Here is a 24067-nt window from a genome sequence, read left to right as displayed (position 1 = left end):
ACCTGCTGCTGACCGGCTTGTGACAAGGCCCCCTGTGCACGTCCCTCGGGACGGGCGCAGGGGGCCTCTCGTATGCGCGGGGTCCGTCGGTCAGGGCCTGCGGGCCGAAGTGACGCGGTAGACGTCGTAGACGCCCTCCACGCCCCGTACCGCCTTCAGCACGTGTCCGAGGTGCTTCGGGTCGCCCATCTCGAAGGTGAAGCGCGAGGTGGCCACCCGGTCCCGGGAGGTCTGGACGGCCGCCGACAGGATGTTGACGTGCTGATCGGACAGGACGCGGGTGACGTCCGAGAGCAGCCGCGACCGGTCCAGGGCCTCGACCTGGATGGCGACCAGGAAGACCGAGGACTGGGTGGGCGCCCACTCGACGTCCAGGATCCGCTCCGGCTGCTGCGACAACGAGTCGACGTTGACGCAGTCGGCGCGGTGCACAGAGACGCCGCTGCCGCGGGTGACGAACCCGATGATCGGGTCGCCGGGGACCGGCGTACAACAGCGGGCCAGTTTGACCCAGACGTCCTCGACGCCCTTGACGACCACACCCGGATCGGCGTTGGAGCGGCGCTTGTGGCGGCTGCGCGAGGGCGGCGCGCTCTCCGCGAGGTCCTCGTTGGCGGCGTCCTCGCCGCCGAGCGCCTGCACCAGCTTCTGCACGACGCCCGCGGCCGCGACATGGCCCTCGCCGATCGCCGCATACAGCGACGAGATGTCGGGGTAGCGCATCTCATGGGCGAGCGTGACCAGCGAGTCGCCGGTCAGAATCCGCTGGATCGGCAGATTCTGCTTGCGCATGGCGCGCGCGATGGCGTCCTTGCCCTGCTCGATCGCCTCGTCGCGGCGCTCCTTGGAGAACCAGGCGCGGATCTTGTTGCGGGCACGGGGCGACTTGACGAAGCCCAGCCAGTCCCGGGAGGGTCCGGCGCCGGCCGCCTTGGAGGTGAAGACCTCCACCAGATCGCCGTTGTCGAGGGTCGATTCGAGCGGTACGAGCCGCCCGTTGACCCGTGCTCCTATGGTCCGGTGGCCGACCTCCGTGTGCACGGCGTACGCGAAGTCCACCGGCGTCGCACCCGCCGGGAGCGCTATGACGTCGCCCTTGGGCGTGAAGACGAAGACCTCGTTGCGGGAGAGGTCGAAGCGCAGCGACTCCAGGAATTCGCTGGGGTCCTCAGTCTCCTTCTGCCAGTCCAGGAGCTGGCGCAGCCACGCCATGTCGTTGACGGTGTCCTGGCCGCGGCCGGTGTTCTTGGGCACGTCGGTACGCACCTTGGAGGCGCCCGCGACGGCCTCCTGCTTGTACTTCCAGTGCGCGGCGATGCCGTACTCGGCGCGGCGGTGCATGTCGAAGGTGCGGATCTGCAGCTCGACGGGCTTGCCGCTGGGACCGATCACCGTGGTGTGCAGCGACTGGTACATGTTGAACTTGGGCATCGCGATGTAGTCCTTGAACCGGCCGGGAACCGGATTCCATCGCGCGTGGACGGTGCCGAGCGCCGCGTAACAGTCGCGGACGGTGTCGACGAGGACCCGAATGCCCACCAGGTCGTAGATCTCGGCGAAGTCCCGGCCCCGCACGATCATCTTCTGGTAGACGCTGTAGTAGTGCTTCGGCCGGCCGGTGACAGTGGCCTTGATCCGGGCGGCGCGCAGGTCGGCCTGGACCTCGTCGGTCACTATGGCGAGGTATTCGTCGCGCTTGGGGGCCCGCTCGGCGACGAGGCGGACGATCTCGTCGTACATCTTGGGGTAGAGAATCGCGAAGGCGAGGTCCTCCAGCTCCCACTTGATGGTGTTCATGCCCAGGCGGTGTGCCAGTGGGGCATAGATCTCAAGCGTCTCGCGGGCCTTCTTCTCCTGCTTCTCCCGCTTGAGGTAGCGCATGGTGCGCATGTTGTGCAGCCGGTCGGCGAGCTTGATGACGAGGACCCTGGGGTCCTTGGCCATGGCGACGACCATCTTGCGTACGGTCTCGGCCTGTGCGGCCTCGCCGAACTTGACCTTGTCCAGCTTGGTGACACCGTCGACGAGCAGGGCGACCTGGTCGCCGAAGTCGCGGCGCAGCGTGTCGAGGCCGTACTCGGTGTCCTCGACCGTGTCGTGCAGCAGTCCGGCCATCAGCGTCGCCGGGTCCATGCCCAGCTCGGCGAGGATCGTCGTGACGGCGAGCGGGTGCGTGATGTACGGGTCGCCGCTCTTGCGCTTCTGGCCGCGGTGCCAGCGCTCGGCGACCTGGTAGGCGCGCTCGATCTGACGCAGCGTGGACGTCTCGATCTTGGGGTCGTTGCTGCGGACGGCGCGCAGCAGCGGTTCGAGGACCGGGTTGTACGGGCTGGAGCGCTGTACACCGAGGCGGGCGAGCCTGGCCCGTACCCGGTTGGAGGAGCCGCCGGAGCGGGTCGTGGGAGCGGGCGGGGTGACCGGCTTCGCAGCGGGCTTCGCCGGGGGCTTGGGCGCGGACGCGGCCGAGGAGTCGGGGGCGGCCGGCTGAGCGGGCGAGGCGGGCACGGGCCGCAGCGCCGGGGCACTGGCCCGCTCCGGGCCCGTGCCGGGCTCGGGGGCCGGGGGCTTCGGCTTCTCCGCGGCCTGATTCTTCCCGGGCGCGACTGGGGCCGCCACCGGCTTGTCGGGCTGCGGGGCGGCGACTGGCTGGGCCTCGTCTGGCAAGAGCGCTCCTCATGCGGATCCGGATACCCCGGAAAGGCCATCGTATCGACCCTGTGGCCGGTCCTCCCCCGGGGACCGTGAGACCCCTCACAACGCGGAACGGGCACCCGGTTGTTCCCGGATGCCCGTCCCGCGCCTGCGGGTGTGACAATGGCCCTCGTGTGCCGTTGGGCCGGAGGTCGGCCCGCCCCAACCATGCAGTGCCGAGCCAGTGCTCGCATCAGGGCGTGGTTCAGATGGTGAGGGCGGAGAGGCCCCGCCCCCTCCCACCGTGCCCTGTCAGTACCACGGGTCGCCGCACGCGGGCCCGACCGGAGTCGGGCGATGCCTCAGCTCCACCGCAAGAGGGCTGCCCCCTTGACCTTCATCTCCTTGTTCGCGGCAACGTTGCCCCACGGCACCGTGATCTTGCCGGTCTTCCCGCAGCCGGCCTTGTACCAGGTCTTCTTCCCCTTGGCATTGAAGCCCTTGGCCTGCACACAGATGCTGCTGCCCTTGAAGACCTTCCAGGCGTAGACCATCTTCATGCCCTTGAAACCGAAGTGGGCACAGCCATCGTTGAGCGTGCTCCACTTCCCCGGGATTGACCCTGCGTTCTTCCAACCCATGCAGACGCCCTTCGCGTCCACGGTGGTCGGCGCGGGCGCAACTGTCTGGCTCGCACTCGCAGGAGCGGCGCCCGCAGCGATTGCTGCAAATGAAAGAAGGGAAACCGCCCCCGTGGCGATCCTGCACGAAATCCTCATGTGGTTCCTCCCGTTGAGATGCCGATCAGCGGCATCAGGAAGATCCAATCAGATAGCCACATAACCCGGCATCGATTTTTGAGCCATTCATGAGCTCAATGGTGATGCCGGTGCGCAAACGCAAATCGGGTGCCCAGAAGAATCCTGGACACCCGATTCGTGCATGCGGTACTCACACGTGGATGAGTGCCTCCAGCGGAGCACCCGCCAGAACCTGTTCCAGCCGGGCACGTCCGTCCAGGAAGCCGAGCTCCATGAGAACCGCGACGCCCGCGATCTCGGCACCGGCCCGCCGGATCAGCTCCAGCGAGGCCTCGGCGGTGCCACCGGTCGCGAGGATGTCGTCGATGACCATGATCCGGTCGCCGGCGGACAGGTCCTCCGCGTGGATCTCGATCTCGGCGGTGCCGTACTCCAGCTCGTACGCCTGGCTGAGGGTGGCTCCGGGCAGCTTCCCCACCTTGCGGACGGGTACGAAGCCGAGCCCGGCCCGGACCGCGACCGGGGCGGCCAGGATGAAGCCGCGCGCCTCAAGGCCGACGATTTTCGTGGCGCCGTGCCGTACGCACAGTTCCGCGAGGGTTTCGGTGAGGGCCGCGAACGCGAGCGGGTCCGCGAGCAGCGGGGTAATGTCCTTGAACATCACGCCCGGCTTCGGATAGTCCGGCACGTCGCGGATCCGGCTGAGCAGGAGCTCACGGGTGCTCTCGGTGGTGCTGCTGGTCATCGGCGTTTCCCCGGGGTCCGGCCGTGGCCCCTGTGGGGCTGCTGACGCTGGCCGACGACCGCGGCGGCGCGTGCGACGTCCTCCGGGAAATCATCGTCGTCCTGCTCGTCCTCGGCGGACTCGCCCTTGGCGGCGGCTGCCGCGCGCTTGGCGAGGACCCGCTTCTTCAGGGCCTTCATCTGCGGGTCGCGTTCCTTGAGGTCGGCGACGAGCGGGGTGGCAATGAAGATCGAGGAGTACGCACCGGCCGCGAGGCCGACGAACAGCGACAGGGAGATGTCGTTCAGCATGCCGGCGCCGAGGACGCCACCGCCGATGAAGAGCAGACCGGCGACGGGGAGCAGGGCCACGACGGTGGTGTTGATGGAACGGACCAGCGTGCCGTTGATCGAGCGGTTGGCGATCTCGCTGTACGTCCAGCGGGTCTGCTTGGTGATGTCCTTCGTGCTCTCCCTGAGGCTGTCGAAGACGACGACCGTGTCGTAGAGGGAGTAGCCGAGGATGGTCAGCAGACCGATCACGGTGCCCGGGGTGACTTCGAAGCCGACCAGGGCGTAGATGCCGACCGTGATGGTGATGTCGTGGATCAGCGCGACCAGGGCCGCAATGGCCATGCGCCACTCGAAGGCGATGGCCAGGTAGATCACCACGAGGACCATGAAGATGCCGAGGCCCGTCCAGGCCTTGTTGGCGATCTGCTCACCCCAGCTGGGGCCGACCAGGTCGGCGGCGATCTTCTCCGTCGGGACGTTGAGGTCCTTGGAGAGCTGGTCCTTGATCTGGTCGGACTTCGCGGTGTCGACCTCGCTGATCTGAATACGCAGACCACCGCTGCCGAGCTTCTGGACGATCGCCTGGTGACCGGATGCCTCCGTCGCCAAGTCCTCCGCCTGGGAGACGCTGACGCTTGTCTTCGGGGTGGTGAAGACCGCGCCGCCCTTGAACTCGATGCCCATGTTCAGGCCACTGACCGCCAGGCCGACGATGGCCGTGATGGTGATCAGGATCGAGATCCCGTACCAGATCTTGCGCTTGCCGATGAAGTCGTAGCCGACCTCGCCGCGGTAGAGACGGGCGCCGAGACTGCCGAGTCGCGACATCTCACGCCTCCTTCGGGTGGTCGGTGGGGGCGTTGACACGGCGCGAGCGGCGCAACGGCGGCTTGGCGCCGAGCCGCTTCGGGTCCAGACCGGACCACGGGTGACCGCTGGAGAAGAACTTCGTACGGGCCATCAGCGTCATGACGGGCTTGGTGAAGAGGAACACCACGACCACGTCGAGCAGCGTGGTGAGACCCAGCGTGAAGGCGAAGCCCTGGACCTTGCCGACGGTGACCACGAAGAGCACCGCCGCGGCGAGGAACGACACGAAGTCGGAGACCAGGATGGTGCGCCGGGCGCGCGGCCAGGCGCGCTCGACGGCCGGGCGGAGCGTACGGCCCTCGCGGATCTCGTCGCGGATTCTTTCGAAGTACACGATGAAGGAGTCGGCGGTGATACCGATGGCGACGATGGCTCCGCAGACCGCTGGGAGGTTCAGCGCGAAGCCGATGGCCGGGCCGAGCAGCGACATGATCGTGTAGGTCAGGATGCCGGAGGCCATGAGGCTCAGGAGCGCGATGAGCGCCAGTCCGCGGTAGTAGGCCACCAGGTAGATGACCACCAGGGCCAGACCGATGGCGCCGGCGATCAGACCCGCCTGGAGCTGCTCGCCACCGAGCGCGGCAGTGACGGTGGTGACGCTCTGCTCCTTGAACGAGAGCGGGAGCGCACCGTAGGAGAGCACGTTGGCCAGGTCATCGGCGGACTTCTGGTCGAAGCTGCCGGAGATCTCGGCGTTCGCGCTCAGTGCCGTGCGTACGAAGGGCGCCGACACGACTTCGCCGTCGAGCGCGATGGCGAACTGGTTCTGCGGCGACTGCTGCTGCGAGAGCCGGCTCGTGATCTTCTGGAACTTCTTGGCGCCGTCCTTGGTGAATTCCATCTGAACGATCCACTGACCGTTCTGATCGATCGCTCCCTTGGCGTTGTCGACCTCGGTGCCGGACACCTCGGCCGGACCGAGGACGTACTTGGCGTCGCCCTCGGAGCTGCACGCGACGACCGTGTCGGTGGGCTTGGCGCCCTGTGCGGCCTTGGCGCGGGAAGCCTTGCTGGAGCAGTCGAGCTCCGCGAACTGCTTCTGCAACTTGGCGGCGGCCGCCTTGTCCGCGGCGGATGCCGACGGGGTGGCGTCGGCCTTCGGCGTGGTGCTCGCCTTGGGGGTGGGCGAGGAATCGGCCTTGAGGCCGTCGGTGACCGCGCGGCCCTGCGTGGAGGCGCTGGCGCTCGGCGTCGCCGACGCCTTCCCCTTGTCCGACGTCGAGGCGCTCGGGCTGGGCTTGCCGGACGACGAGGCGCTGGGCATCGGGGTGGGCGTGCCCTGGGCGACGGTCAGCACCGGCCGGAAGTAGAGCTTGGCGGTGGTGCCGACCTGCTCGCGGGCCTGGGCGGAGTTCGTGCCCTTGGGGATGTTGACGATGATGTTGTGATCGCCCTGTGTCTGGACCTCGGCCTCGGAGACGCCCAGACCATTGACACGGCGTTCCATGATCTGGACCGCGGTGTCCATGTTGGTCTTGTTGATCGCCGATTCCTGGCCCGGCTCGCTCTTCGCCTCAAGCGTGATGGACGTGCCGCCCGCCAGGTCGATGCCCAGTCGTGGGGTCGGCTGATCGGCCAGGAACATCCCGCCGGTGAGCGCGACCATGGCGATCAGGATCAGAGCCAGGGCACGCCCCGGCCTGCCCTGACCGCCGGCCGGCCCTCGGCTCTTCTTCGGTGCTGCCACCTTCTCGTTTCTCCCTGTCCAACCGCCCCGCGCCGGGTACGCGCCCGAGCGGCCACGAAGTGTAGTGGGGACCCGCCCCCGCAGAAGATCGCACGGTCCGGGGAGTGCCGGATACCGGTGGGCTCACGGCATCCCCGGGTCGTGGGTTACTTCGCGTCGGCCTCGCCGTCGGTCTTGCCCTCGGACTTCTTGTCGGACTCGGCGTCCTTCGGCTCGGCGTCGTCGGCCTCGGCCTTCTTGCCCAGGTCGATCTTGGCGTCGTCCGAGGTGTCCTCGTCGGCGTCGGCCTCGGTCAGCGAGGAGGCGTCGTCCGGCACGACCGCGCCGTCGATGTCGAGGGCGTCATCGTCGTCGCCGTGGACGATGCGGTTGTACTCCGCGTCGTCCAGGACGGCACCGATGGCGTTCTTGGCGTAGATGGCGTGGACGCCGGGCGCGACCTCAAGGAGAACGGTGTCGTCGTGAAGCTCCTTGACGGTGGCGTACATGCCCCCGATCGTGCGGATGCCGGTGCCGGGCTGCATCTCATTGCGCATCTGGGCAGCGGCCGCCTGCTTCTTCTTGGCGGACCGCGTCATCAGGAACATGGCCCCGATGAGCACGATGAAGGGGAGGAGAGTCACGGGATTCACGGGACGAGTTTCCTTCGCACGACCGCGCTGGAAGGCGGCCTGATCTACGGGGGTGGGTACACCGACCTGTACGGGCGGCATCGGCGGAGTCTAAGCGAGTCCGCATCGATGGAACAACGCCCGGCGCCGCTCGGTGGTTCCTGTCCGGGTGAACCTGTGATGCATCACGCCCCGAACAGGCCCTGTTGTCCCTTTCCGCCGTGCTGGGGAGGTACGAGGCCGAGGTGGGCCCAGGCCGCGGGTGTCGCGACACGCCCCCTCGGCGTCCTGGCCAGCAGTCCTTCCCGTACCAGGAAGGGCTCCGCGACCTCCTCGACCGTCTCGCGCTCCTCGCCCACGGCCACCGCGAGGGTGGACAGTCCGACGGGGCCGCCGCCGAAGAGCTTCAGCAGAGCGCCGAGCACCGCCCGGTCCAGCCTGTCGAGGCCGCGCGCGTCGACCTCGTACACCCCGAGGGCGACGGAGGCGACGGTGCGATCGATCCGTCCGTCGGCCTTGACCTGGGCGTAGTCCCGGACACGGCGCAACAGCCGGTTGGCGATACGGGGGGTGCCGCGGGAACGTCCGGCGATCTCGGAGGCGCCCTCCGCGTCTATCTCCACGTCGAGGAGGCGGGCGGAGCGGTGGATGACGCGTTCCAGCTCGGTGGGGGCGTAGAACTCCATATGGCCGGTGAAGCCGAAACGGTCGCGCAGCGGGGGCGGCAGCAGTCCGGCCCTGGTGGTGGCGCCGACCAGGGTGAAGGGCGGCAGTTCCAGCGGGATGGCGGTGGCTCCGGGGCCCTTGCCGACGATGACATCGACGCGGAAGTCCTCCATCGCCATGTAGAGCATCTCCTCGGCGGGCCGCGACATGCGGTGGATCTCGTCCAGGAAGAGAACTTCGCCCTCCTGGAGTGAGGAGAGAATCGCGGCGAGATCACCCGCATGCTGGATGGCGGGGCCCGAGGTGATCCGGATCGGGGCGCCCATCTCGGCCGCGATGATCATGGAGAGGGTGGTCTTGCCGAGACCGGGGGCGCCGGAGAGCAGGACATGGTCGGCGGTGGCGCCGCGGGCCCTGGCCGCCTTGAGGACCAGGTCGAGCTGTTCGCGCACCTTTTCCTGGCCGACGAATTCGTCGAGGTCCTTCGGCCGCAGCGCCGCTTCGACCGCGGTGTCCTCGCCGTCCGCGTCGGCGTCGACGAGCCGCTCGTCGGTATCGGGTCCGGTCTCGTCCCAGTTCATTCAGTCTGTCCCGCCTCGGGTGTTTCGGTGCCGTGCGGTGCCCGGCCCGGTCGGGGTCTCCCCCCGGGGTGACGCGCTCCGGTCAGCGCGCGCGGTTGAGGGTCTGCAGCGCGGCGCGCAGCAGCTGCGGCACGGGGGCCTGTCCGCCCTCGGCCAGAGCCGCCTCGGCCTGCGGGGCGACAGCGGTGACCGCTTCGTCGGCCTCGCGGGTGGCGTAGCCGAGACCGATCAGGGCGGCCTGCAGCTGATCGCGCCAGGAAGAGGTGACGGCGGTGCCGATGCCCTGTCGGCCGATGTGGGCGCCCACGGGCTCGCCGAGTCTGTCCTTCAGTTCGAGGAGGAGTTTCTGCGCGCCCTTCTTGCCGATGCCGGAGACGGCGGTGAGCGCCTTCTCGTCGCCGCTGGCGACCGCGATCCGCAGGGCGTCCGGACTGTGCGTGGCGAGCATGGCCTGGGCGAGCCGTGGTCCGACTCCGCTCGCGGTCTGGAGCAGCTCGAAGACCTGCCGCTCGTCGTCGTCGGCAAAGCCGTAGAGGGTGAGCGAGTCCTCCCGTACGACGAGGGAGGTGGCCAGCCTGGCCTCCCTGCCGATCCGGAGGCCGGCGAGGGTGTTCGGCGTGCACTGGACGGCCATGCCGATGCCGCCGACCTCGATCACGGCCGTGGTCGGGGCGAGCGCGGCCACGGGGCCGCTGACGAAGGCGATCATCGGGGGACCTTCCGGACGGGAACTGTAGGTGTACGGGGAACGCGCGCGGTACGGGCTGCGGCGGCGGCAGCCGCGCGTGCCTGCTGGAGGCGGTTGACGGCGGGGGCGCGCCAGATGTGGCAGATGGCGAGCGCGAGGGCGTCGGCCGCATCGGCGGGTTTCGGCGGGGCATCGAGCCGCAGCAGCCGGGTGACCATGGCTCCGACCTGCGCCTTGTCGGCACGGCCGCTGCCGGTGACGGCCGCCTTGACCTCGCTGGGGGTGTGCAGGGCGACCGGTATGCCGCGCCGGGATGCGCAGAGCATGGCGACCGCACTGGCCTGGGCGGTGCCCATCACCGTACGGACGTTGTGCTGGCTGAACACCCGCTCCACGGCAACGAATTCGGGCCGGTGCTCGTCGAGCCATTCCTCGATGCCGCGCTCGATGGCCACCAGCCGGTGGCCGAGCTCCGCATCGGCCGCGGTGCGGACGACTCCGACGCCGAGCATCGTGAGGGGCCGGCGACGCCTTCGACGACGCCGACACCGCACCGGGTCAGCCCCGGGTCGACGCCGAGTACCCGCATGGGAGGCCCCTCCGTACCGATCGGTCAACTGTTCCCGCAGGCTATCGGCTCGCACTGACAATGCGACGGGCCGACGGGGTGTGTCCCCGTCGGCCCGTCCGTGAAGGCTGCGCTGAGCGTGGCTCAGGCGTCGACCTTCTCCATGACCTCGTCCGAGACATCGAAGTTGGCGAAGACGTTCTGCACGTCGTCGCTGTCCTCCAGCGCGTCGATCAGCTTGAAGATCTTGCGCGCGCCCTCCTCGTCCAGCTCGACCTGCATGGTGGGCAGGAAGTTCGCCTCGGCGGAGTCGTAGTCGATGCCGGCCTGCTGGAGCGCGGTACGGACCGCGACCATGTCGGTGGCCTCGCTGACGACCTCGTAGGTGTCACCGAGGTCGTTGACCTCCTCGGCGCCCGCGTCGAGCACGGCACCCAGGACGTCGTCCTCGGTCAGCCCGCCCTTGGGGACGATGACGACACCCTTGCGGTTGAAGAGGTACGAGACCGAACCGGGGTCGGCCATCGAACCACCGTTGCGGGTCATCGCGACACGCACGTCGGATGCGGCACGGTTGCGGTTGTCGGTGAGGCACTCGATGAGCACCGCGACACCGTTCGGGCCGTAACCCTCGTACATGATCGTCTGATAGTCGACGCCGCCCGCTTCGAGACCGCCACCGCGCTTGACCGCGGAGTCGATGTTCTTGTTCGGTACGGAGCTCTTCTTCGCCTTCTGGATCGCGTCCACGAGGGTCGGGTTTCCCTCGGGGTCCACACCGCCGGTGCGGGCCGCGACCTCGATGTTCTTGATCAGCTTCGCGAAGAGCTTGCCGCGCTTGGCATCAATCACGGCCTTCTTGTGCTTCGTCGTAGCCCATTTAGAGTGGCCGGACATCTGCCTTCTCCTTCGCGTCACCAAATTCGATCCGAACCCGAGAGATCCTACCGGGATCGAGTCAGCCGACTGCGCGCACCATGTCCACGAACAACGCATGAACCCTGTGGTCCCCGGTCAGTTCCGGGTGGAATGACGTCGCCAGGGCGTTTCCCTGACGTACGGCGACGATGTGACCACCGTGCTCCGCCACCACCTTGGCCTGCGCGCCGACCGACTCCACCCACGGGGCGCGGATGAACACGCCCTCGACGGGGCCGCCCTCGATACCGGCGACCTCGACGGCCGCCTCGAAGGACTCGTTCTGCCGCCCGAAGGCGTTACGGCGCACGATCATGTCGATCCCGCCGACCGTCTCCTGGCCCGAGCGCGGGTCGAGGATCTTGTCGGCGAGCAGGATCATTCCGGCGCAGGTGCCGTAGACCGGCATCCCGTCCCGTACCCGCTCGCGCAGCGGTTCCAGCATGCCGAACAGGGAAGCCAGCTTGGACATCGTGGTGGACTCGCCACCGGGAATGACCAGGCCGTCGACCTCGGCGAGTTCCTCGGGACGCCGGACCGGCCTGGCCAGGGCATCCGCCGAGGCCAGGGCGATCAGGTGTTCCCGTACGTCTCCCTGGAGAGCCAGGACTCCGATCACAGGGGTGTCGCTCATCAGTGACTACCAGCCACGGTTGGCGTAGCGCTCGGCCTCGGGCAGGGTGTCGCAGTTGATGCCGACCATGGCCTCGCCCAGGTTCCGGGAGGCGTCCGCGATGATCTTCGGGTCGTCGTAGAAGGTGGTGGCCTTCACGATGGCGGCGGCGCGCTTGGCCGGGTCGCCGGACTTGAAGATACCGGAGCCCACGAAGACACCCTCGGCGCCGAGCTGGCGCATCAGCGCGGCGTCGGCGGGGGTGGCGACGCCGCCCGCGGAGAACAGCACGACGGGCAGCTTGCCGAGTTCGGCGACCTCCTTGACCAGCTCGTACGGGGCGCGGAGCTCCTTCGCGGCGGCGTACAGCTCGTTGTTGTCGTAGCCGCGCAGCCGGGCGATCTCGTTCTTGATCTGGCGCAGGTGACGGACCGCCTCGACGACGTTGCCGGTGCCGGCCTCGCCCTTCGAACGGATCATGGCCGCGCCCTCGGCGATGCGCCGCAGGGCCTCACCGAGGTTGGTGGCGCCACAGACGAACGGGGTGGTGAAGGCGAACTTGTCGCTGTGGTTGACCTCGTCGGCCGGGGTGAGGACCTCGGACTCGTCGATGTAGTCGACCCCGAGGGACTGCAGGACCTGGGCCTCGACGAAGTGTCCGATGCGGGACTTCGCCATCACCGGGATGGAGACGGCCTCGATGATCTCCTCGATCATGTTCGGGTCCGACATCCGGGCCACGCCGCCGTCCTTGCGGATGTCGGCCGGCACCCGCTCCAGGGCCATGACGGCCACTGCGCCCGCATCCTCGGCGATCTTCGCCTGCTCGGCATTGACGACGTCCATGATCACGCCGCCCTTGAGCTGCTCGGCCATGCCGCGCTTGACGCGAGCGGTGCCGGTGGCCGGGGAGTCGGCGGACTGCGGGGTGGTGGGAAGCGTGGACACGGATCGACCTCACTCGGAGAAAAAGTTACTGAAAGCGCTGATTGGTGCAGTGCTGAGCAAACTCTCCGGGACCAGTCCACAGCAAGGGCCAATGGAAGGCCGGTGGATCGTTTTGCACACGTACGAGACTGGTTGTGATCCCGGTCACGTACGGGCGTGGCCGCCGGGTCAGCTGACGGGGCGGTCCGCCAGGGCGACAGGCGGTTCGTCGTCCATCTCGAAGGCGAGCGGGAACGGGGCGTGCCCGGCCAGCCGGAACCACCGCACCGTACGGTGCCTGCGCAGCGCACGCGCCGCGCGCACCGCGTCGTTGTGGAACCGCCGGGCCATCGGGACACGGCGCACGGCCGCGGCGAGTTCGAACGCCGCCTCCTCGCCGCCGGGGATCTCCTTCACGGACTCCACCTGCGCCGTTTCACCGAACACCGCCCGCAGCGCGGTGCTCAGTTCGCTCTCCGCGACCTCGCGGTTCTCCTCCTCCGCCTGGCGGGCGGCGTGCGCGGCCTCGTACAGCACGATGGACGCGGCCGGGTCGAGGACACCCGATGTCGCCAGTTCCTGGGTGACCGAGGCGCGGCGCAGGAGCTGCGCGTCGAGGGCGGCGCGGGCGGCGTCGATGCGCGTGTGCAGCCGGTCCAGCCGCCCGGCGGTCCAGCTGAGGTACATACCGATCGCGACGATCGCGACGGCGATCCAGATGAGGGTTTCGATCACGGGCGGCAAGGCTACCGTCGGGGCGCAGGCAGTGTGGCCGTCCGGTCCTGGACGCGGAAGCGGGTGCAGGGCGGGCTCGGTCGCCGCCGGGGCGCTGCCCCGGACCCCGGACCTGGGCCGCCGGACGGCCTTGGACCAAGGGCCCTAGTCCCGTGCCAGCCCCAGACGTGCGCGCAGGCCCGTGCGTTCGTCGGCCGCCACCGACGCCGCGCCGTCCGTCACCGTCTCGTACACCGCGAGGATGTCCGCCCCGACCGTCGACCAGTCGAAGCGCCGCACGTGCGCGGTTCCCCGTTCGCGCAGCTCCGTACGCCGCCCCGGGTCGCCGAGCAGCCGGATCGCCGCCGACGCCAGCGCGTCCGCGTCCTCGTTGGCGAAGAGTTCGCCCGCCGCGCCCAGGTCCAGGACCTGCGCGAACGCGTCCAGATCGCTGGCCAGGACCGGCGCACCGGCCGACATTGCCTCGACCAGGATGATCCCGAAGCTCTCGCCGCCCGTATTCGGCGCGACGTACACATCGACGCTGCGCAGCAGCCGTGCCTTGTCCTCGTCGCTCACCATGCCGAGGAATTCGACGCGCTCGCGCATCTTCTCGGGCAGCGAGGCGACGGCCTCCTCCTCGTCGCCGCGGCCCGCCACCAGCAGCCTGGTGTCCGGGCGCGCGGCAAGGATCGCGGGCAGCGCCCTCATCAGGACGGGCAGGCCCTTGCGCGGCTCGTCGATACGCCCGATGAAGCCGATCGTGCCGCCCTCCTGTCTCCCACCACCGCCCTCAACCGAGCTTCGCGCCCCCTCCGATTGCCACTCGGCCTTGGGCTCGGCCGCGGCGAAGAAGCCGACATCGACCCCGTTCGGGATGACGACCGCGTCGCCGCCCAGATGCTCGACCAGGGTCCGGCGTGCGTACTCGCTCACCGCGATGCGCGCGCTGATCTTCTCCAGCGCGGGCTGCAGGATCGGGTACGCGGCGATCATGGCCCGGGAGCGCGGGTTGGAGGTGTGGAACGTGGCGACGATCGGCCCCTGCGCCGCCCAGCAGGCGAGCAGCCCCAGCGACGGCGAGGTCGGCTCATGGATGTGGATCACGTCGAAGGTGCCGTCGTGCAGCCAGCGGCGCACCCGGGCGGCAGAGAGGAAGCCGAAGTTCAGCCGGGCCACGGAGCCGTTGTACGGGACGGGCACGGCACGGCCCGCCGAGACCACGTACGGCGGCAGCGGTGTCTCGTCGTCGGCGGGTGCCAGCACCGACACCTGATGTCCCAGACGGATCAGGTGTTCGGCCAGGTCCCGGATGTGGAACTGCACACCGCCCGGTACGTCCCAGGAGTACGGGCATACGATGCCGATCTTCACGGCCGGTCCTCCCGGTTCTCCAGGTCGGCCAGCCAGAGCCGTTGCAGCATGTGCCAGTCCTCCGGATGCTCGGCGATTCCGACGGCGAAGGCATCGGCCAGCGCCTGTGTCATCGAGGACGTCTTCTCCGTACGGCTGCCTGACTCGGGCACCTCGACCGGCGGATGGATACGCGCCTTCATCACGGGCGTGTCGTCGTACGAGAGCGTCACCGGCAGCAGCAGCGCCCCGGTCTGCTGGGCCAGCAGCGCCGGTCCAGCGGGCATGCGTGCGGTGTCGCCGAAGAATTTCACCTCGACGCCGGACGCCGACAGATCACGGTCGGCGACCAGACAGACCAGGCCGCCCGCGCGCAGCCGCCGCGCCAGGGTGCCGAAGGCGGCGCCGCCGCTGTGCGGCAGGACCTCCATGCCGAGCCCCTCGCGGTAGGCCACGAACCGGTCGTACAGCGTCTCGGGCTTGAGCCGCTCGGCGACCGTGGTGAAGGGCACCTCGAGATCGGTGGTGACCCAGGCTCCGGCCAGGTCCCAGTTCCCCAGGTGCGGCAGGGCGAGGATGACGCCGCGGCCGGTGTCCAGCCCGTCGGTCAGCCGGTGCGCGTCCGTCACGTCTATGGACGCCTTGATCCGCGCCGGACTCCAGGTGGGCAGCCGGAACGACTCCATCCAGTAGCGCATGTACGAGCGCATCCCGGCCTTGGAGAGCGCGGCGAGCCGGGCCGGGGAAGCCCCGGGCACGACCCGTGCCAGATTCGACTCCAGCCGCAGCACGCTCTTGCCCCGCCGCTTCCACACCTGGTCGGCGATGGTGCGGAAGAGGGCCCGGGCGACCGGCTCGGGGAGCTTCTTGACGGCGGTCCAGCCGAGCCCGTACAGCCCGTCGGTCAGCCGGTCCCGCAGACCGGACTGCGTGTCACCCGGTGCGCCGCTCACTGCGCGGCCCCGCTCCCCCGGTCCGCAGCAGCGGCCTCGGCCGCGTCGGCCTCCGCGGACTCGCGGCGCACCGTCACGACCCGCTGCACGAGAGTCACCAGGCTGCCCACGGCGACGATCCACAGTGCGATCGGCAGCAGGATCTGGATCCCCGGAACACCGAACGTGTGGAGACCGGACAATCCCGCCGCGACCAGCGAGATGACCAGCCGCTCGGCGCGCTCCACGAGACCGTTGACCGCGACCGGCAGCCCGATCGACTCACCGCGCGCCTTCGTGTACGAGACCACCTGGCCGCTCGCCAGGCAGAAGATCGCGACCGCGCACATCACGTTGTCGTCGCCGTTGCCCGCGTACCAGAGCGCGAACCCTCCGAAGATCGCCCCGTCGGCGACCCGGTCCAGGGTCGAGTCCAGGAACGCGCCCCAGCGGCTGGAGATACCGGCCTGCCGGGCCATATTGCCGTCGACGAGGTCGGAGAAGACGAAGATCGTGATGACGATCGTGCCCCAGAAGAACTCCCCCATCGGGAAGAAGACCAGCGCACCTGTCATCACCCCGGCCGTACCGATCAGAGTGACCGCGTCAGGGCTCACGCCGAGACGGAGCAACAGTGCGGCGAACGGTGTGAGGACACGCGTAAAAAATGCACGCGCGTACTTGTTCAGCATGGCCTTCCCGAGGGTCGGTGGGCCGAGCGGCCCCTACGGCCACCGGCTGGCCCATCGTAGTCACGCCCGCCGGACTCCACCGTCCGGGCACCCGGCATCGCGCCGCGGTGCACGACGTATGGACGCAACCTGAGCTGAGTGGAAAGCTCGAATTACCGCGGGCGTCGCCGTAGCCGCCGCGGCGGCTCCCCGTGCCCGTGCACCCTTCTCCCCACACCGCGCCGGCTTTTCTTCCCGCTCCGCGCCACTATCTGGGAGGCACGCATCATGGGCGACAAGGCACACGCACACACCGGGGCCGCCGGCAGGGCAGCGACGGCCGACCAGCCCTCATCCGTACGGAATGTGGTGCTGGTCGGCCACAGCGGCTCCGGCAAGACCACCCTCGTCGAGGCTCTCGCACTGACCGCGGGCGCGGTCAACCGGGCCGGGCGGGTCGAGGACGGCGCCACGGTCTCCGACTACGACGAGATCGAACACCGCCAGCAACGCTCCGTACAGCTCTCGCTCGTCCCCGTCGAATGGGGCGGGTACAAGATCAATCTGCTGGACACTCCCGGATACGCCGATTTCGTCGGGGAACTCAGGGCCGGTCTGCGGGCAGCGGACGCGGCCCTGTTCGTCGTGTCCGCGGCCCAGGAGGCCGACGCCGTGGCGGGCGCCACCCGCGCCGTGTGGGAGGAGTGTGCCGCCGTCGGCATGCCGCGCGCCATCGTCGTCACGCACCTCGACACGGCGCGCACCTCGTTCGACGAGATGACCCGGATCTGCGGCGAGATCTTCGGCGGCGACGACCCCGACGCCGTACTCCCGCTCTATCTGCCGGTGCACGGACCCGAGGGCCCGGACGGGCACGCTCCGCTCACCGGGCTCACCGGACTCCTCACCCAGCGGATCTTCGACTACTCCTCGGGCGACCGGCAGGAGAAGCCGCCCGCCGACGCCCAGCAGACCACGCTCCAGGAGGCCCGGAACCGGCTCATCGAGGGGATCATCGCCGAGAGCGAGGACGAGACCCTGATGGACCGCTACCTCGGCGGCGGCGAGATCGACATCAAGACACTCATCGACGACTTGGAGCGCGCTGTGGCCCGAGGCGCCTTCCACCCCGTCCTCAGTGCGGCCCCCGCCGCCGAAGGCGCCCGCCAGGGCATCGGCACCGTCGAGCTCCTGGACCTGATCACCGGCGGCTTCCCCACGCCGCTGGAGCGCCCGCTCCCCGAGGTCACCCCCCTTCACGGGGCCCCGCGCCCGGTCCTGACCTGCGACCCGCACGGCCCACTCGTCGCCGAGGTCGTCAAGACGGCCTCCGACCCGTACGTCGGCCGGGTCTCGCTCGTACGCGTCTTCTCCGGCACCCTTCGCCCCGACGAAACCGTCCACGTCTTCGGCCACGGCCTCAACGACCCCTGCCACGAGACACGCCCCTTCCACGAGGCGGACGTACGCGTCGGCGCACTCTCCTCCCTCTTCGGCAAACAACAGCGCCCCCTCACCGCCTGCATCGCCGGAGATCTGGCCTGCGTCGCCAAACTGGGCAGCGCCGAGACCGGGGACACCCTCTCCCCCGAGGACCAGCCGCTGCTGATGGACCCCTGGACCACACCGGACCCACTGCTGCCGCTCGCCATCGAGGCACACAGCAAGGCGGACGAGGACAAGCTCTCCCAGGGGCTCTCCCGGCTGGTGGCCGAGGACCCGACCATGCGCCTCGAACAGAACCAGGACACCCACCAGGTGGTCCTGTGGTGCCTCGGCGAGGCCCATCAGGATGTGGCTCTGGACCGCCTGCGCGGCCGCTACGGCGTCCAGGTGGACGCCGTACCCCACAAGGTGTCGCTGCGCGAGACCTTCGCCGGCCCGTCGACCGGGCGCGGCAGGCATGTGAAACAGTCCGGCGGCCACGGCCAGTACGCCATCTGTGAGATCGACGTGGAGCCGCTGCCACCGGGTTCGGGCATCGAATTCGTCGTCAAGGTGGTCGGCGGAGCGGTACCGCGCCAGTTCATCCCGTCCGTCGAGAAGGGCGTGCGCGCCCAGGCCGCCCGAGGAGTCGCCGCCGGACATCCGCTCGTCGACGTACGCATCACCCTGCGGGACGGGAAGTCCCACTCGGTGGACTCCTCCGACGCCGCGTTCCAGACCGCGGGCGCACTGGCCCTGCGCGAAGCCGCCGCGGACACCCGTATCCAGCTCCTCGAACCCGTCGCCGAGATCCAGGTCCTGGTCCCCGACGACTACGTCGGCCCGGTGATGAGCGATCTGTCCGGGCGGCGCGGCAGGGTGATCGGTACCGAGCAGTCCGGCCCCGGACGCACCCTCGTACGGGCCGAGGTCCCGGAGCTGGAGATCGGCCGGTACGCGATCGACCTGCGCTCCCTGTCCCATGGCGCCGGTCGCTTCGACCGGGCGTACGCCCGGCACGAAGCCATGCCCCCACAGCTCGCGGAACGCATCCGCGAGCAGCAGGAGAACAACCCGAATGACGCGTAATCGACTGTGCCGCCCGCCCTTGTCCACAGAGGCGGGCGGCGTATTGATCCGGACGATACGCTGTGGTCCCAGCTCAGAAGGTGTGCCGGGCACGGCAGTTGGGAAACAGCCGCAGGAGCGGTTCCTTGGCGGCGAGTGGGGGCGACAGTGGCCAACGACGGATTCGATTTCTCACCTGGAGCGCAGATCCCGCTCCAGGGCGCGGGCTCACAGGCGGTGGCGACGAACGCCCTCGCCTCCGCCGCGTACCGCGACAGCCCGGTGGAGAAGATCCTTGAAGCCAACAGCGAGTGGCACAAGTCCGAAGTGAAGGCGGGCCGTTCCAAGCTCTTCAAGTCCGACTACTTCAAGCCCAACCTCGGCGAGGCATTCTCCCGCGCCGTCCAGGAACGCATGCTGGGCGGCGCCCGGAAGGCCCTCATCCAGTCCTTCGGAACCGACCCGCAGACCGTCGTCGAGCACTGCCTGTCCGCGACCCGCCTGCGCCGGGCACGCGACACCAAACTGACCGCCGTCACCGCCCTGTTCGGCTTTCTCTTCCTGCCCGGAATGCTCCTGTGGGTCATCGCCTTCCGACTGCGCGACTCGCTCGGCAACACCAAGGACAAGGCCCTCGCCGCCCTGGGCAACGCCCTGCTCCCGGTCATCGGCATCGTGGCCCTGTTCTTCCTGATCAAGCTGCCGCTCACCGGATTCCCCGCACTCTACGTACGGGCGATGATCGTCGCTCCCGTCATCGGCTGGCTCATCGCCAAACGGATCGCCGAGTCCTCCGCCAAGGACATGCGCGCCCGCTGGGAGGGACTGCTCTCCGGCGGCGGCGTCATCGCCAAGATCCCCGAGGCCGTACCCAAGAACCCGAACGAGACCTCCCGCGAGGCACTCCGCCAGGGCCTGGAGAAACTCTCCGCCGAGCAGCAGTCCAACTCGGTCTTCTACGCGGGCCCCAAGGGAATCCTCGGCATGGGAACCCGCTGGGGCAGCTGGCAGCTCGCCGAACAGCTCGTCGCCAAGGAACCCGGCAAGGAATTCCACCAGTTCCGCAGTTGGGACCTGATACGGGTCATCCACGACCAGCTCAAGGTGCTGGAGCGCGGCCCGCTGAACACCGGAGGATTCCCCACCCCGTCGGTCACCCACTGGATCGTGTCGCCCGTCGGCGAGAACGCCGACGCGGTCTCCAGGCCCGACGGCGAGGACGTCGCCACCTTCCAGGTCAAGCCGCACGAAATACAGCGCATCTGCAACCACCAGCAGTTCGGCGGCGGCGACCGGCACTACCTGGGCGTCCAGTTCACCCTCTGGGACGGCCAGTTGGTCATCACGATGATGATCACGGTCACGGTGCTCTACGAAACCCTGCGCATCGAAGTCACCGGACACGCACTCGGCCCGGTCCACTCGCTCTTCACCAGCAAGCCGGCGGCCAAGACCAAGACAGTCAACAAGACCGTCCGCTTCTGGGAGACCCGCGACATCACCCTCGCACTGGTCGAACCCCGCGAAGTCGTCCGCCTCGCCCTGCGCGCCCCCTTCACCTGGTACCCGCCGCTCCTCGACTACCTGGGCGGCAAGATCGCCCTGCCCGAGCCGTTCGGCCTGCGCCACGCCTGGGCCGAGAAGCCATGGCGCCACCGCTTCATGGCCGACGACGCGATGCGCGCCGCCACCCCCGTTCTGCGCGCCGTGCACAGCGCCGCCCTACGCGTCCTGGAGGAGAACGGCGTCGACACCGAACGCTTCGACAACCGCTCGATGATACTGAGCGGACTGGTGCAGGACCCGGCCCCGCGCAAGGCCGACCTGTACGACGCATAGACATGCGAAGGGCGCCCCGGCAAAAAGCAGAAACCGGGGCGCCCGCGCAGAGGCAGCAGCTCGGATCAGGCCGCCGACCAGGCGTCGGCAAGCATCTTGCGCGTATCAGCGAGCAACTGCGGCAGTACCTTCGTGTGCCCGACCACCGGCATGAAGTTGGTGTCACCACCCCAGCGCGGCACCAGATGCTGATGCAGATGGGCCGCGATACCGGCCCCCGCCACCGAGCCCTGGTTCATTCCGATATTGAACCCGTGGGCCCCCGACGCCGCCCGCAGAGCCACCATCGCCCGCTTGGTGAAATCGGCCAGCTCCATGGTCTCCGGACCGTCCAGCTCCGTGTAGTCGGCGACATGCCGGTACGGCACCACCATCAGATGCCCGCCGTTGTACGGATACAGATTCAGCACGGCATACACCTTCTCGCCGCGCGCGACGACGAGTCCGTCCTCGTCCGATTTCGCCGGGATCGCACAGAACGGACAGCCGTCGCCGGCCTCCGGACCGGTCGGCTTGTTCTCGCCCTGGATATACGCCATCCGGTGGGGCGTCCACAGGCGCTGGAACGCGTCGGGCGTTCCCACTCCGATCTGCTGCTCCGGCTCGCTCGTCATGCCGATCAGCATATTGCTTCGCTCCCGGGCAGCGTGTCGCCGGGGCCGCACCCGTCGGCGCACGGCGATGCTGAGGCGATGAGCGACCAGCCCGCGGACTCCACCCCTCTTCGTTTCAGGCGCTGGGAGCAGCGCACAGAAGTGCCGCTCTTCGGCGCCTCGCTGCTCTTCCTGCTCGGTTACGCGGTCCGCGTCCTCGCCCCCCACGCCGCCCAGCCCTGGCACGGCCTCGCCCTCGCCCTGGTCGGCACCACCTGGCTGGCCTTCGCCGCGGACTACGTCGTACGGCTCCGTCTCAGCGGCCTCGGCCACCGCTTCATCCGTGTGCACTGGCTGGACACGGTCGTCCTGTTGCTTCCCCTGCTGCGGCCGCTGCGCCTGATCCGGGTCTACAGCGCGGTCCAGCAGCGCAGGGAGCGGCCACGGCTGAGCCTGCACGCCCGCGTGATCACGTATGCCGGTGCGACCGCCCTGCTGCTCGGCTTCTCCGCCGCGCTCGCCGTCTACCACCAGGAGCACACGGCGAAGGGGGCTTCGATCCGTACCTTCGGCGACGCGGTGTGGTGGGCGTGCGAGACGCTCACCACGGTGGGGTACGGGGATGCGGTGCCGGTCACAGCAGGTGGCCGAGTCGTGGCGTCGGGCCTGATGGCCTGCGGGCTGGCGCTGCTGGGGGCGGTGACGGGTTCATTCTCGTCGTGGCTGTTGCAGGTGTTCACACGGGAGGACGAGAAGAGGCCCCCGGAGGGCGGGTAGCTCTCCGGGGGCCTCTGACTCCGTACCTGTCAGACCTGGACGCGGTCCTCGACGGCCTTCTGGATCTTGGCGATGGCGTCCTCGACGGGGATGCCGTTCTCCTGCGATCCGTCGCGGTAGCGGAAGGAGACGGCGCCGTTGGCCATGTCCTCATCGCCCGCGATGATCATGAAGGGCACCTTGGCCTTCTGCTGGTTCCGGATCTTCTTCTGCATCCGGTCGGACGAGGCGTCCACCTCGACCCGCAGGCCCTTCTTCCGGGCCTTGGCCGCGAACTCCTGGAGGTACGGGATGTGCGCGTCGCCGATCGGGATGCCGACTGCCTGGACCGGGGCCAGCCACACCGGGAACGCACCCGCGTAGTGCTCGAGGAGCACAGCGAAGAAGCGCTCGATGGAACCGAACAGGGCACGGTGGATCATGACCGGGCGCTGCTTGGTGCCGTCGGGACCGGTGTACTCCAGGTCGAAGCGCTCCGGCAGGTTGAAGTCGAGCTGCACGGTCGACATCTGCCAGGTGCGGCCGATGGCGTCCTTGCACTGCACCGAGATCTTCGGGCCGTAGAACGCGGCGCCGCCCGGGTCCGGGACCAGGGGCAGCCCCTGCTTCTCGGCAACCTGGCGCAGCGTCTCGGTGGCCTCTTCCCAGACCTCGTCCGAGCCGACGAACTTCTCCGGATCCTTGGTGGAGAGCTCCAGATAGAAGTCGGTCAGACCGTAGTCGCGCAGCAGGTTCAGGACGAAGGTGAGCGTCCGGTCGAGCTCCTCCGCCATCTGCTCCTTGGTGCAGTAGATGTGCGCGTCGTCCTGCGTGAAGCCACGCGAGCGGGTCAGGCCGTGTACCACACCCGACTTCTCGTAGCGGTACACCGTGCCGAACTCGAAGAGACGCAGCGGCAGTTCACGATAGGAACGCCCGCGCGCATCAAAAATCAGGTTGTGCATCGGGCAGTTCATCGGCTTGAGGTAGTAGTCCACCCCGTCGTCGAGCTGCATGGGCGGGTACATGCCTTCGGCGTACCAGTCCAGGTGGCCGGACTTCTCGAAGAGCTTGCCCTTGGTGGCGTGCGGCGAGTAGACGAACTCGTAGCCCTCCTCCTCGTGACGCCGGCGCGAGTAGTCCTCCATGGCGCGGCGGATGATGCCGCCCTTGGGGTGGAAGACCGCGAGACCGGGGCCGATCTCGTCCGGGAAGGAGAAGAGGTCCAGCTCGTTGCCGAGCTTGCGGTGGTCGCGCTTGGCGGCCTCCTCCAGGAACTCCAGGTGCGCCTTGAGCTCGTCCTTGGTGGGCCACGCCGTGCCGTAGATGCGCTGCAGCATGGGGTTCTTCTCGCTGCCCCGCCAGTACGCCGCGGCGTTCCGCATCAGCTTGAACGCCGGGATGTTCCGGGTGGTGGGCAGGTGCGGACCACGGCAGAGGTCCTTCCAGCACAGATCGCCGGTCTTCGGGTCGAGGTTGTCGTAGATGGTCAGCTCGCCGCCGCCCACCTCGACATCCGCGCCGTCACCGGCGTTCTCGACGGAGTCGGAGCCCTTGATGCCGATGAGCTCCAGCTTGTACGGCTCGCCGGCCAGCTCCTCGCGGGCCGCCTCGTCCGTCACGACACGGCGGGAGAACTTCTGCCCCCGCTTCTGGATCTCCTGCATCTTCTTCTCGACGGCCTTGAGGTCCTCGGGAGTGAACGGCTTCTCGACGTCGAAGTCGTAGTAGAAACCGTCCTTGACCGGCGGACCGATGCCCAGTTTGGCCTCGGGGAAGAGCTCCTGCACGGCCTGCGCCATGACGTGCGCGGTGGAGTGCCGGAGGATGTTGAGGCCGTCCTCGGAGGAGATCTCGACGGGCTCGACGACCTCGCCGTCGGCGACGACGTACGCGAGGTCCTTCAGCTCACCGGCGACCCGGGCGGCGACAACAGTGCGCTCGCCGGGGAAGAGCTCGGCTGCCGTAGTGCCCGTCGTCACCACGCGCTCTTCCCGCTCGGAATCGCGTTGGATGATCACACGGACGTCTGACACCGGTCTCTCCTGACTCAGGGGGTACGCACGCATTCGTGGTGCACGTGCGATACGAATCGTACCGAGCCGTGGGCCCCCTCTGCGAAACGGTTGAGCGCGAAGGGCCGCCTCTTGCCCGCGGCCCGCCCCCTGCACCCCTTAT

20 protein-coding genes and 1 pseudogene are annotated in these 24067 nt (G+C 68.9%); 3 read left to right on the top strand and 18 right to left on the bottom strand.

Annotated features, from left to right (window positions below; translation table 11 throughout):
* Positions 1–90: 90 nt before the first annotated feature.
* The 16 genes and pseudogenes from NRF20_RS36140 to pgsA form a co-directional block, all read right to left on the bottom strand.
* Positions 91–2514, bottom strand: coding sequence for a RelA/SpoT family protein (locus tag NRF20_RS36140; RefSeq protein ID WP_413754644.1), 2424 nt, complete (start codon positions 2512–2514; stop codon positions 91–93).
* A 479-nt stretch (positions 2515–2993) separates the two neighbouring features.
* Entirely contained in the window at positions 2994–3272 is a 279-nt protein-coding gene (locus NRF20_RS36135; protein WP_413753944.1) for a hypothetical protein, read from the bottom strand.
* A gap of 310 nt (positions 3273–3582) precedes the next feature.
* A complete protein-coding gene (locus tag NRF20_RS36130; RefSeq protein WP_398629010.1) occupies positions 3583–4137 on the bottom strand; it encodes an adenine phosphoribosyltransferase in 555 nt (184 codons plus the stop codon).
* Entirely contained in the window at positions 4134–5237 is a 1104-nt protein-coding gene (gene secF, locus NRF20_RS36125) for a protein translocase subunit SecF (protein WP_398629011.1), read from the bottom strand. The genes NRF20_RS36130 and secF overlap by 4 nt, the downstream gene beginning before the upstream one ends.
* Position 5238: 1 nt before the next feature.
* Entirely contained in the window at positions 5239–6966 is a 1728-nt protein-coding gene (secD, locus tag NRF20_RS36120) for a protein translocase subunit SecD (RefSeq protein WP_398629012.1), read from the bottom strand.
* A 146-nt stretch (positions 6967–7112) separates the two neighbouring features.
* Positions 7113–7598 carry a preprotein translocase subunit YajC gene (gene yajC / locus NRF20_RS36115; protein WP_398629013.1) on the bottom strand — a complete coding sequence of 162 codons (486 nt, stop codon included), beginning with the start codon at positions 7596–7598 and terminating at the stop codon, positions 7113–7115.
* Positions 7599–7762: 164 nt separating this feature from the next.
* The gene (ruvB, locus tag NRF20_RS36110) at positions 7763–8824 is read right to left on the bottom strand and encodes a Holliday junction branch migration DNA helicase RuvB (protein ID WP_398629014.1); all 1062 of its coding nucleotides are present in this window, start codon (positions 8822–8824) and stop codon (positions 7763–7765) included.
* Between the two features lie 82 nt (positions 8825–8906).
* Positions 8907–9533: a Holliday junction branch migration protein RuvA gene (gene ruvA, locus NRF20_RS36105; RefSeq protein ID WP_398629015.1), complete on the bottom strand. Its 627-nt coding sequence runs from the start codon at positions 9531–9533 to the stop codon at positions 8907–8909.
* Positions 9530–10101, bottom strand: a pseudogene (ruvC, locus tag NRF20_RS36100) (crossover junction endodeoxyribonuclease RuvC). The gene ruvA and the pseudogene ruvC overlap by 4 nt, the downstream one beginning before the upstream one ends.
* A gap of 123 nt (positions 10102–10224) precedes the next feature.
* On the bottom strand, positions 10225–10977 hold the full coding sequence (locus tag NRF20_RS36095) for a YebC/PmpR family DNA-binding transcriptional regulator (protein WP_266363104.1): 753 nt from the start codon (positions 10975–10977) through the stop codon (positions 10225–10227).
* A 61-nt stretch (positions 10978–11038) separates the two neighbouring features.
* Complete coding sequence (gene pdxT / locus NRF20_RS36090; protein WP_266363102.1) at positions 11039–11632, bottom strand: pyridoxal 5'-phosphate synthase glutaminase subunit PdxT; 594 nt, start codon at positions 11630–11632, stop codon at positions 11039–11041.
* A gap of 6 nt (positions 11633–11638) precedes the next feature.
* Positions 11639–12559, bottom strand: coding sequence for a pyridoxal 5'-phosphate synthase lyase subunit PdxS (pdxS, locus tag NRF20_RS36085; protein WP_093898403.1), 921 nt, complete (start codon positions 12557–12559; stop codon positions 11639–11641).
* Positions 12560–12727: 168 nt separating this feature from the next.
* Complete coding sequence (locus NRF20_RS36080) at positions 12728–13225, bottom strand: hypothetical protein (RefSeq protein ID WP_176740353.1); 498 nt, start codon at positions 13223–13225, stop codon at positions 12728–12730.
* A gap of 192 nt (positions 13226–13417) precedes the next feature.
* Entirely contained in the window at positions 13418–14626 is a 1209-nt protein-coding gene (locus NRF20_RS36075; protein WP_398629017.1) for a glycosyltransferase family 4 protein, read from the bottom strand.
* Positions 14623–15558 (bottom strand): phosphatidylinositol mannoside acyltransferase, encoded by a 936-nt coding sequence (locus NRF20_RS36070; protein ID WP_398629018.1) that lies wholly within the window; start codon positions 15556–15558, stop codon positions 14623–14625. Before NRF20_RS36070 ends, NRF20_RS36075 begins: the two co-directional genes overlap by 4 nt.
* On the bottom strand, positions 15555–16229 hold the full coding sequence (gene pgsA / locus NRF20_RS36065) for a phosphatidylinositol phosphate synthase (RefSeq protein ID WP_266363095.1): 675 nt from the start codon (positions 16227–16229) through the stop codon (positions 15555–15557). Before pgsA ends, NRF20_RS36070 begins: the two co-directional genes overlap by 4 nt.
* Positions 16230–16496: 267 nt before the next feature.
* Between pgsA and NRF20_RS36060 the strand changes: the two genes are divergently transcribed.
* Together NRF20_RS36060 and NRF20_RS36055 are read left to right on the top strand one after the other, a co-directional pair.
* Positions 16497–18722: an elongation factor G-like protein EF-G2 gene (locus NRF20_RS36060; RefSeq protein WP_413753943.1), complete on the top strand. Its 2226-nt coding sequence runs from the start codon at positions 16497–16499 to the stop codon at positions 18720–18722.
* A gap of 147 nt (positions 18723–18869) precedes the next feature.
* Complete coding sequence (locus tag NRF20_RS36055) at positions 18870–20540, top strand: hypothetical protein (RefSeq protein WP_413753942.1); 1671 nt, start codon at positions 18870–18872, stop codon at positions 20538–20540.
* Between the two features lie 65 nt (positions 20541–20605).
* On the opposite strand, the gene NRF20_RS36050 is transcribed toward NRF20_RS36055, so the two are convergent.
* Complete coding sequence (locus NRF20_RS36050) at positions 20606–21166, bottom strand: HIT family protein (protein ID WP_413753941.1); 561 nt, start codon at positions 21164–21166, stop codon at positions 20606–20608.
* A 66-nt stretch (positions 21167–21232) separates the two neighbouring features.
* On the opposite strand from NRF20_RS36050, the gene NRF20_RS36045 reads away from it, so the two are divergent.
* A complete protein-coding gene (locus NRF20_RS36045) occupies positions 21233–21910 on the top strand; it encodes a potassium channel family protein (protein ID WP_398629022.1) in 678 nt (225 codons plus the stop codon).
* A 29-nt stretch (positions 21911–21939) separates the two neighbouring features.
* Here NRF20_RS36045 and thrS read toward each other — a convergent pair whose 3' ends face one another.
* Positions 21940–23925, bottom strand: coding sequence for a threonine--tRNA ligase (gene thrS, locus NRF20_RS36040; protein WP_266363087.1), 1986 nt, complete (start codon positions 23923–23925; stop codon positions 21940–21942).
* Positions 23926–24067 lie beyond the last annotated feature (142 nt).

The sequence above is a fragment of the Streptomyces sp. R-74717 genome, assembly GCF_047305335.1.
Taxonomy (GTDB): domain Bacteria; phylum Actinomycetota; class Actinomycetes; order Streptomycetales; family Streptomycetaceae; genus Streptomyces; species Streptomyces atratus.
This window is presented reverse-complemented; position numbering and strand designations above follow the sequence as displayed.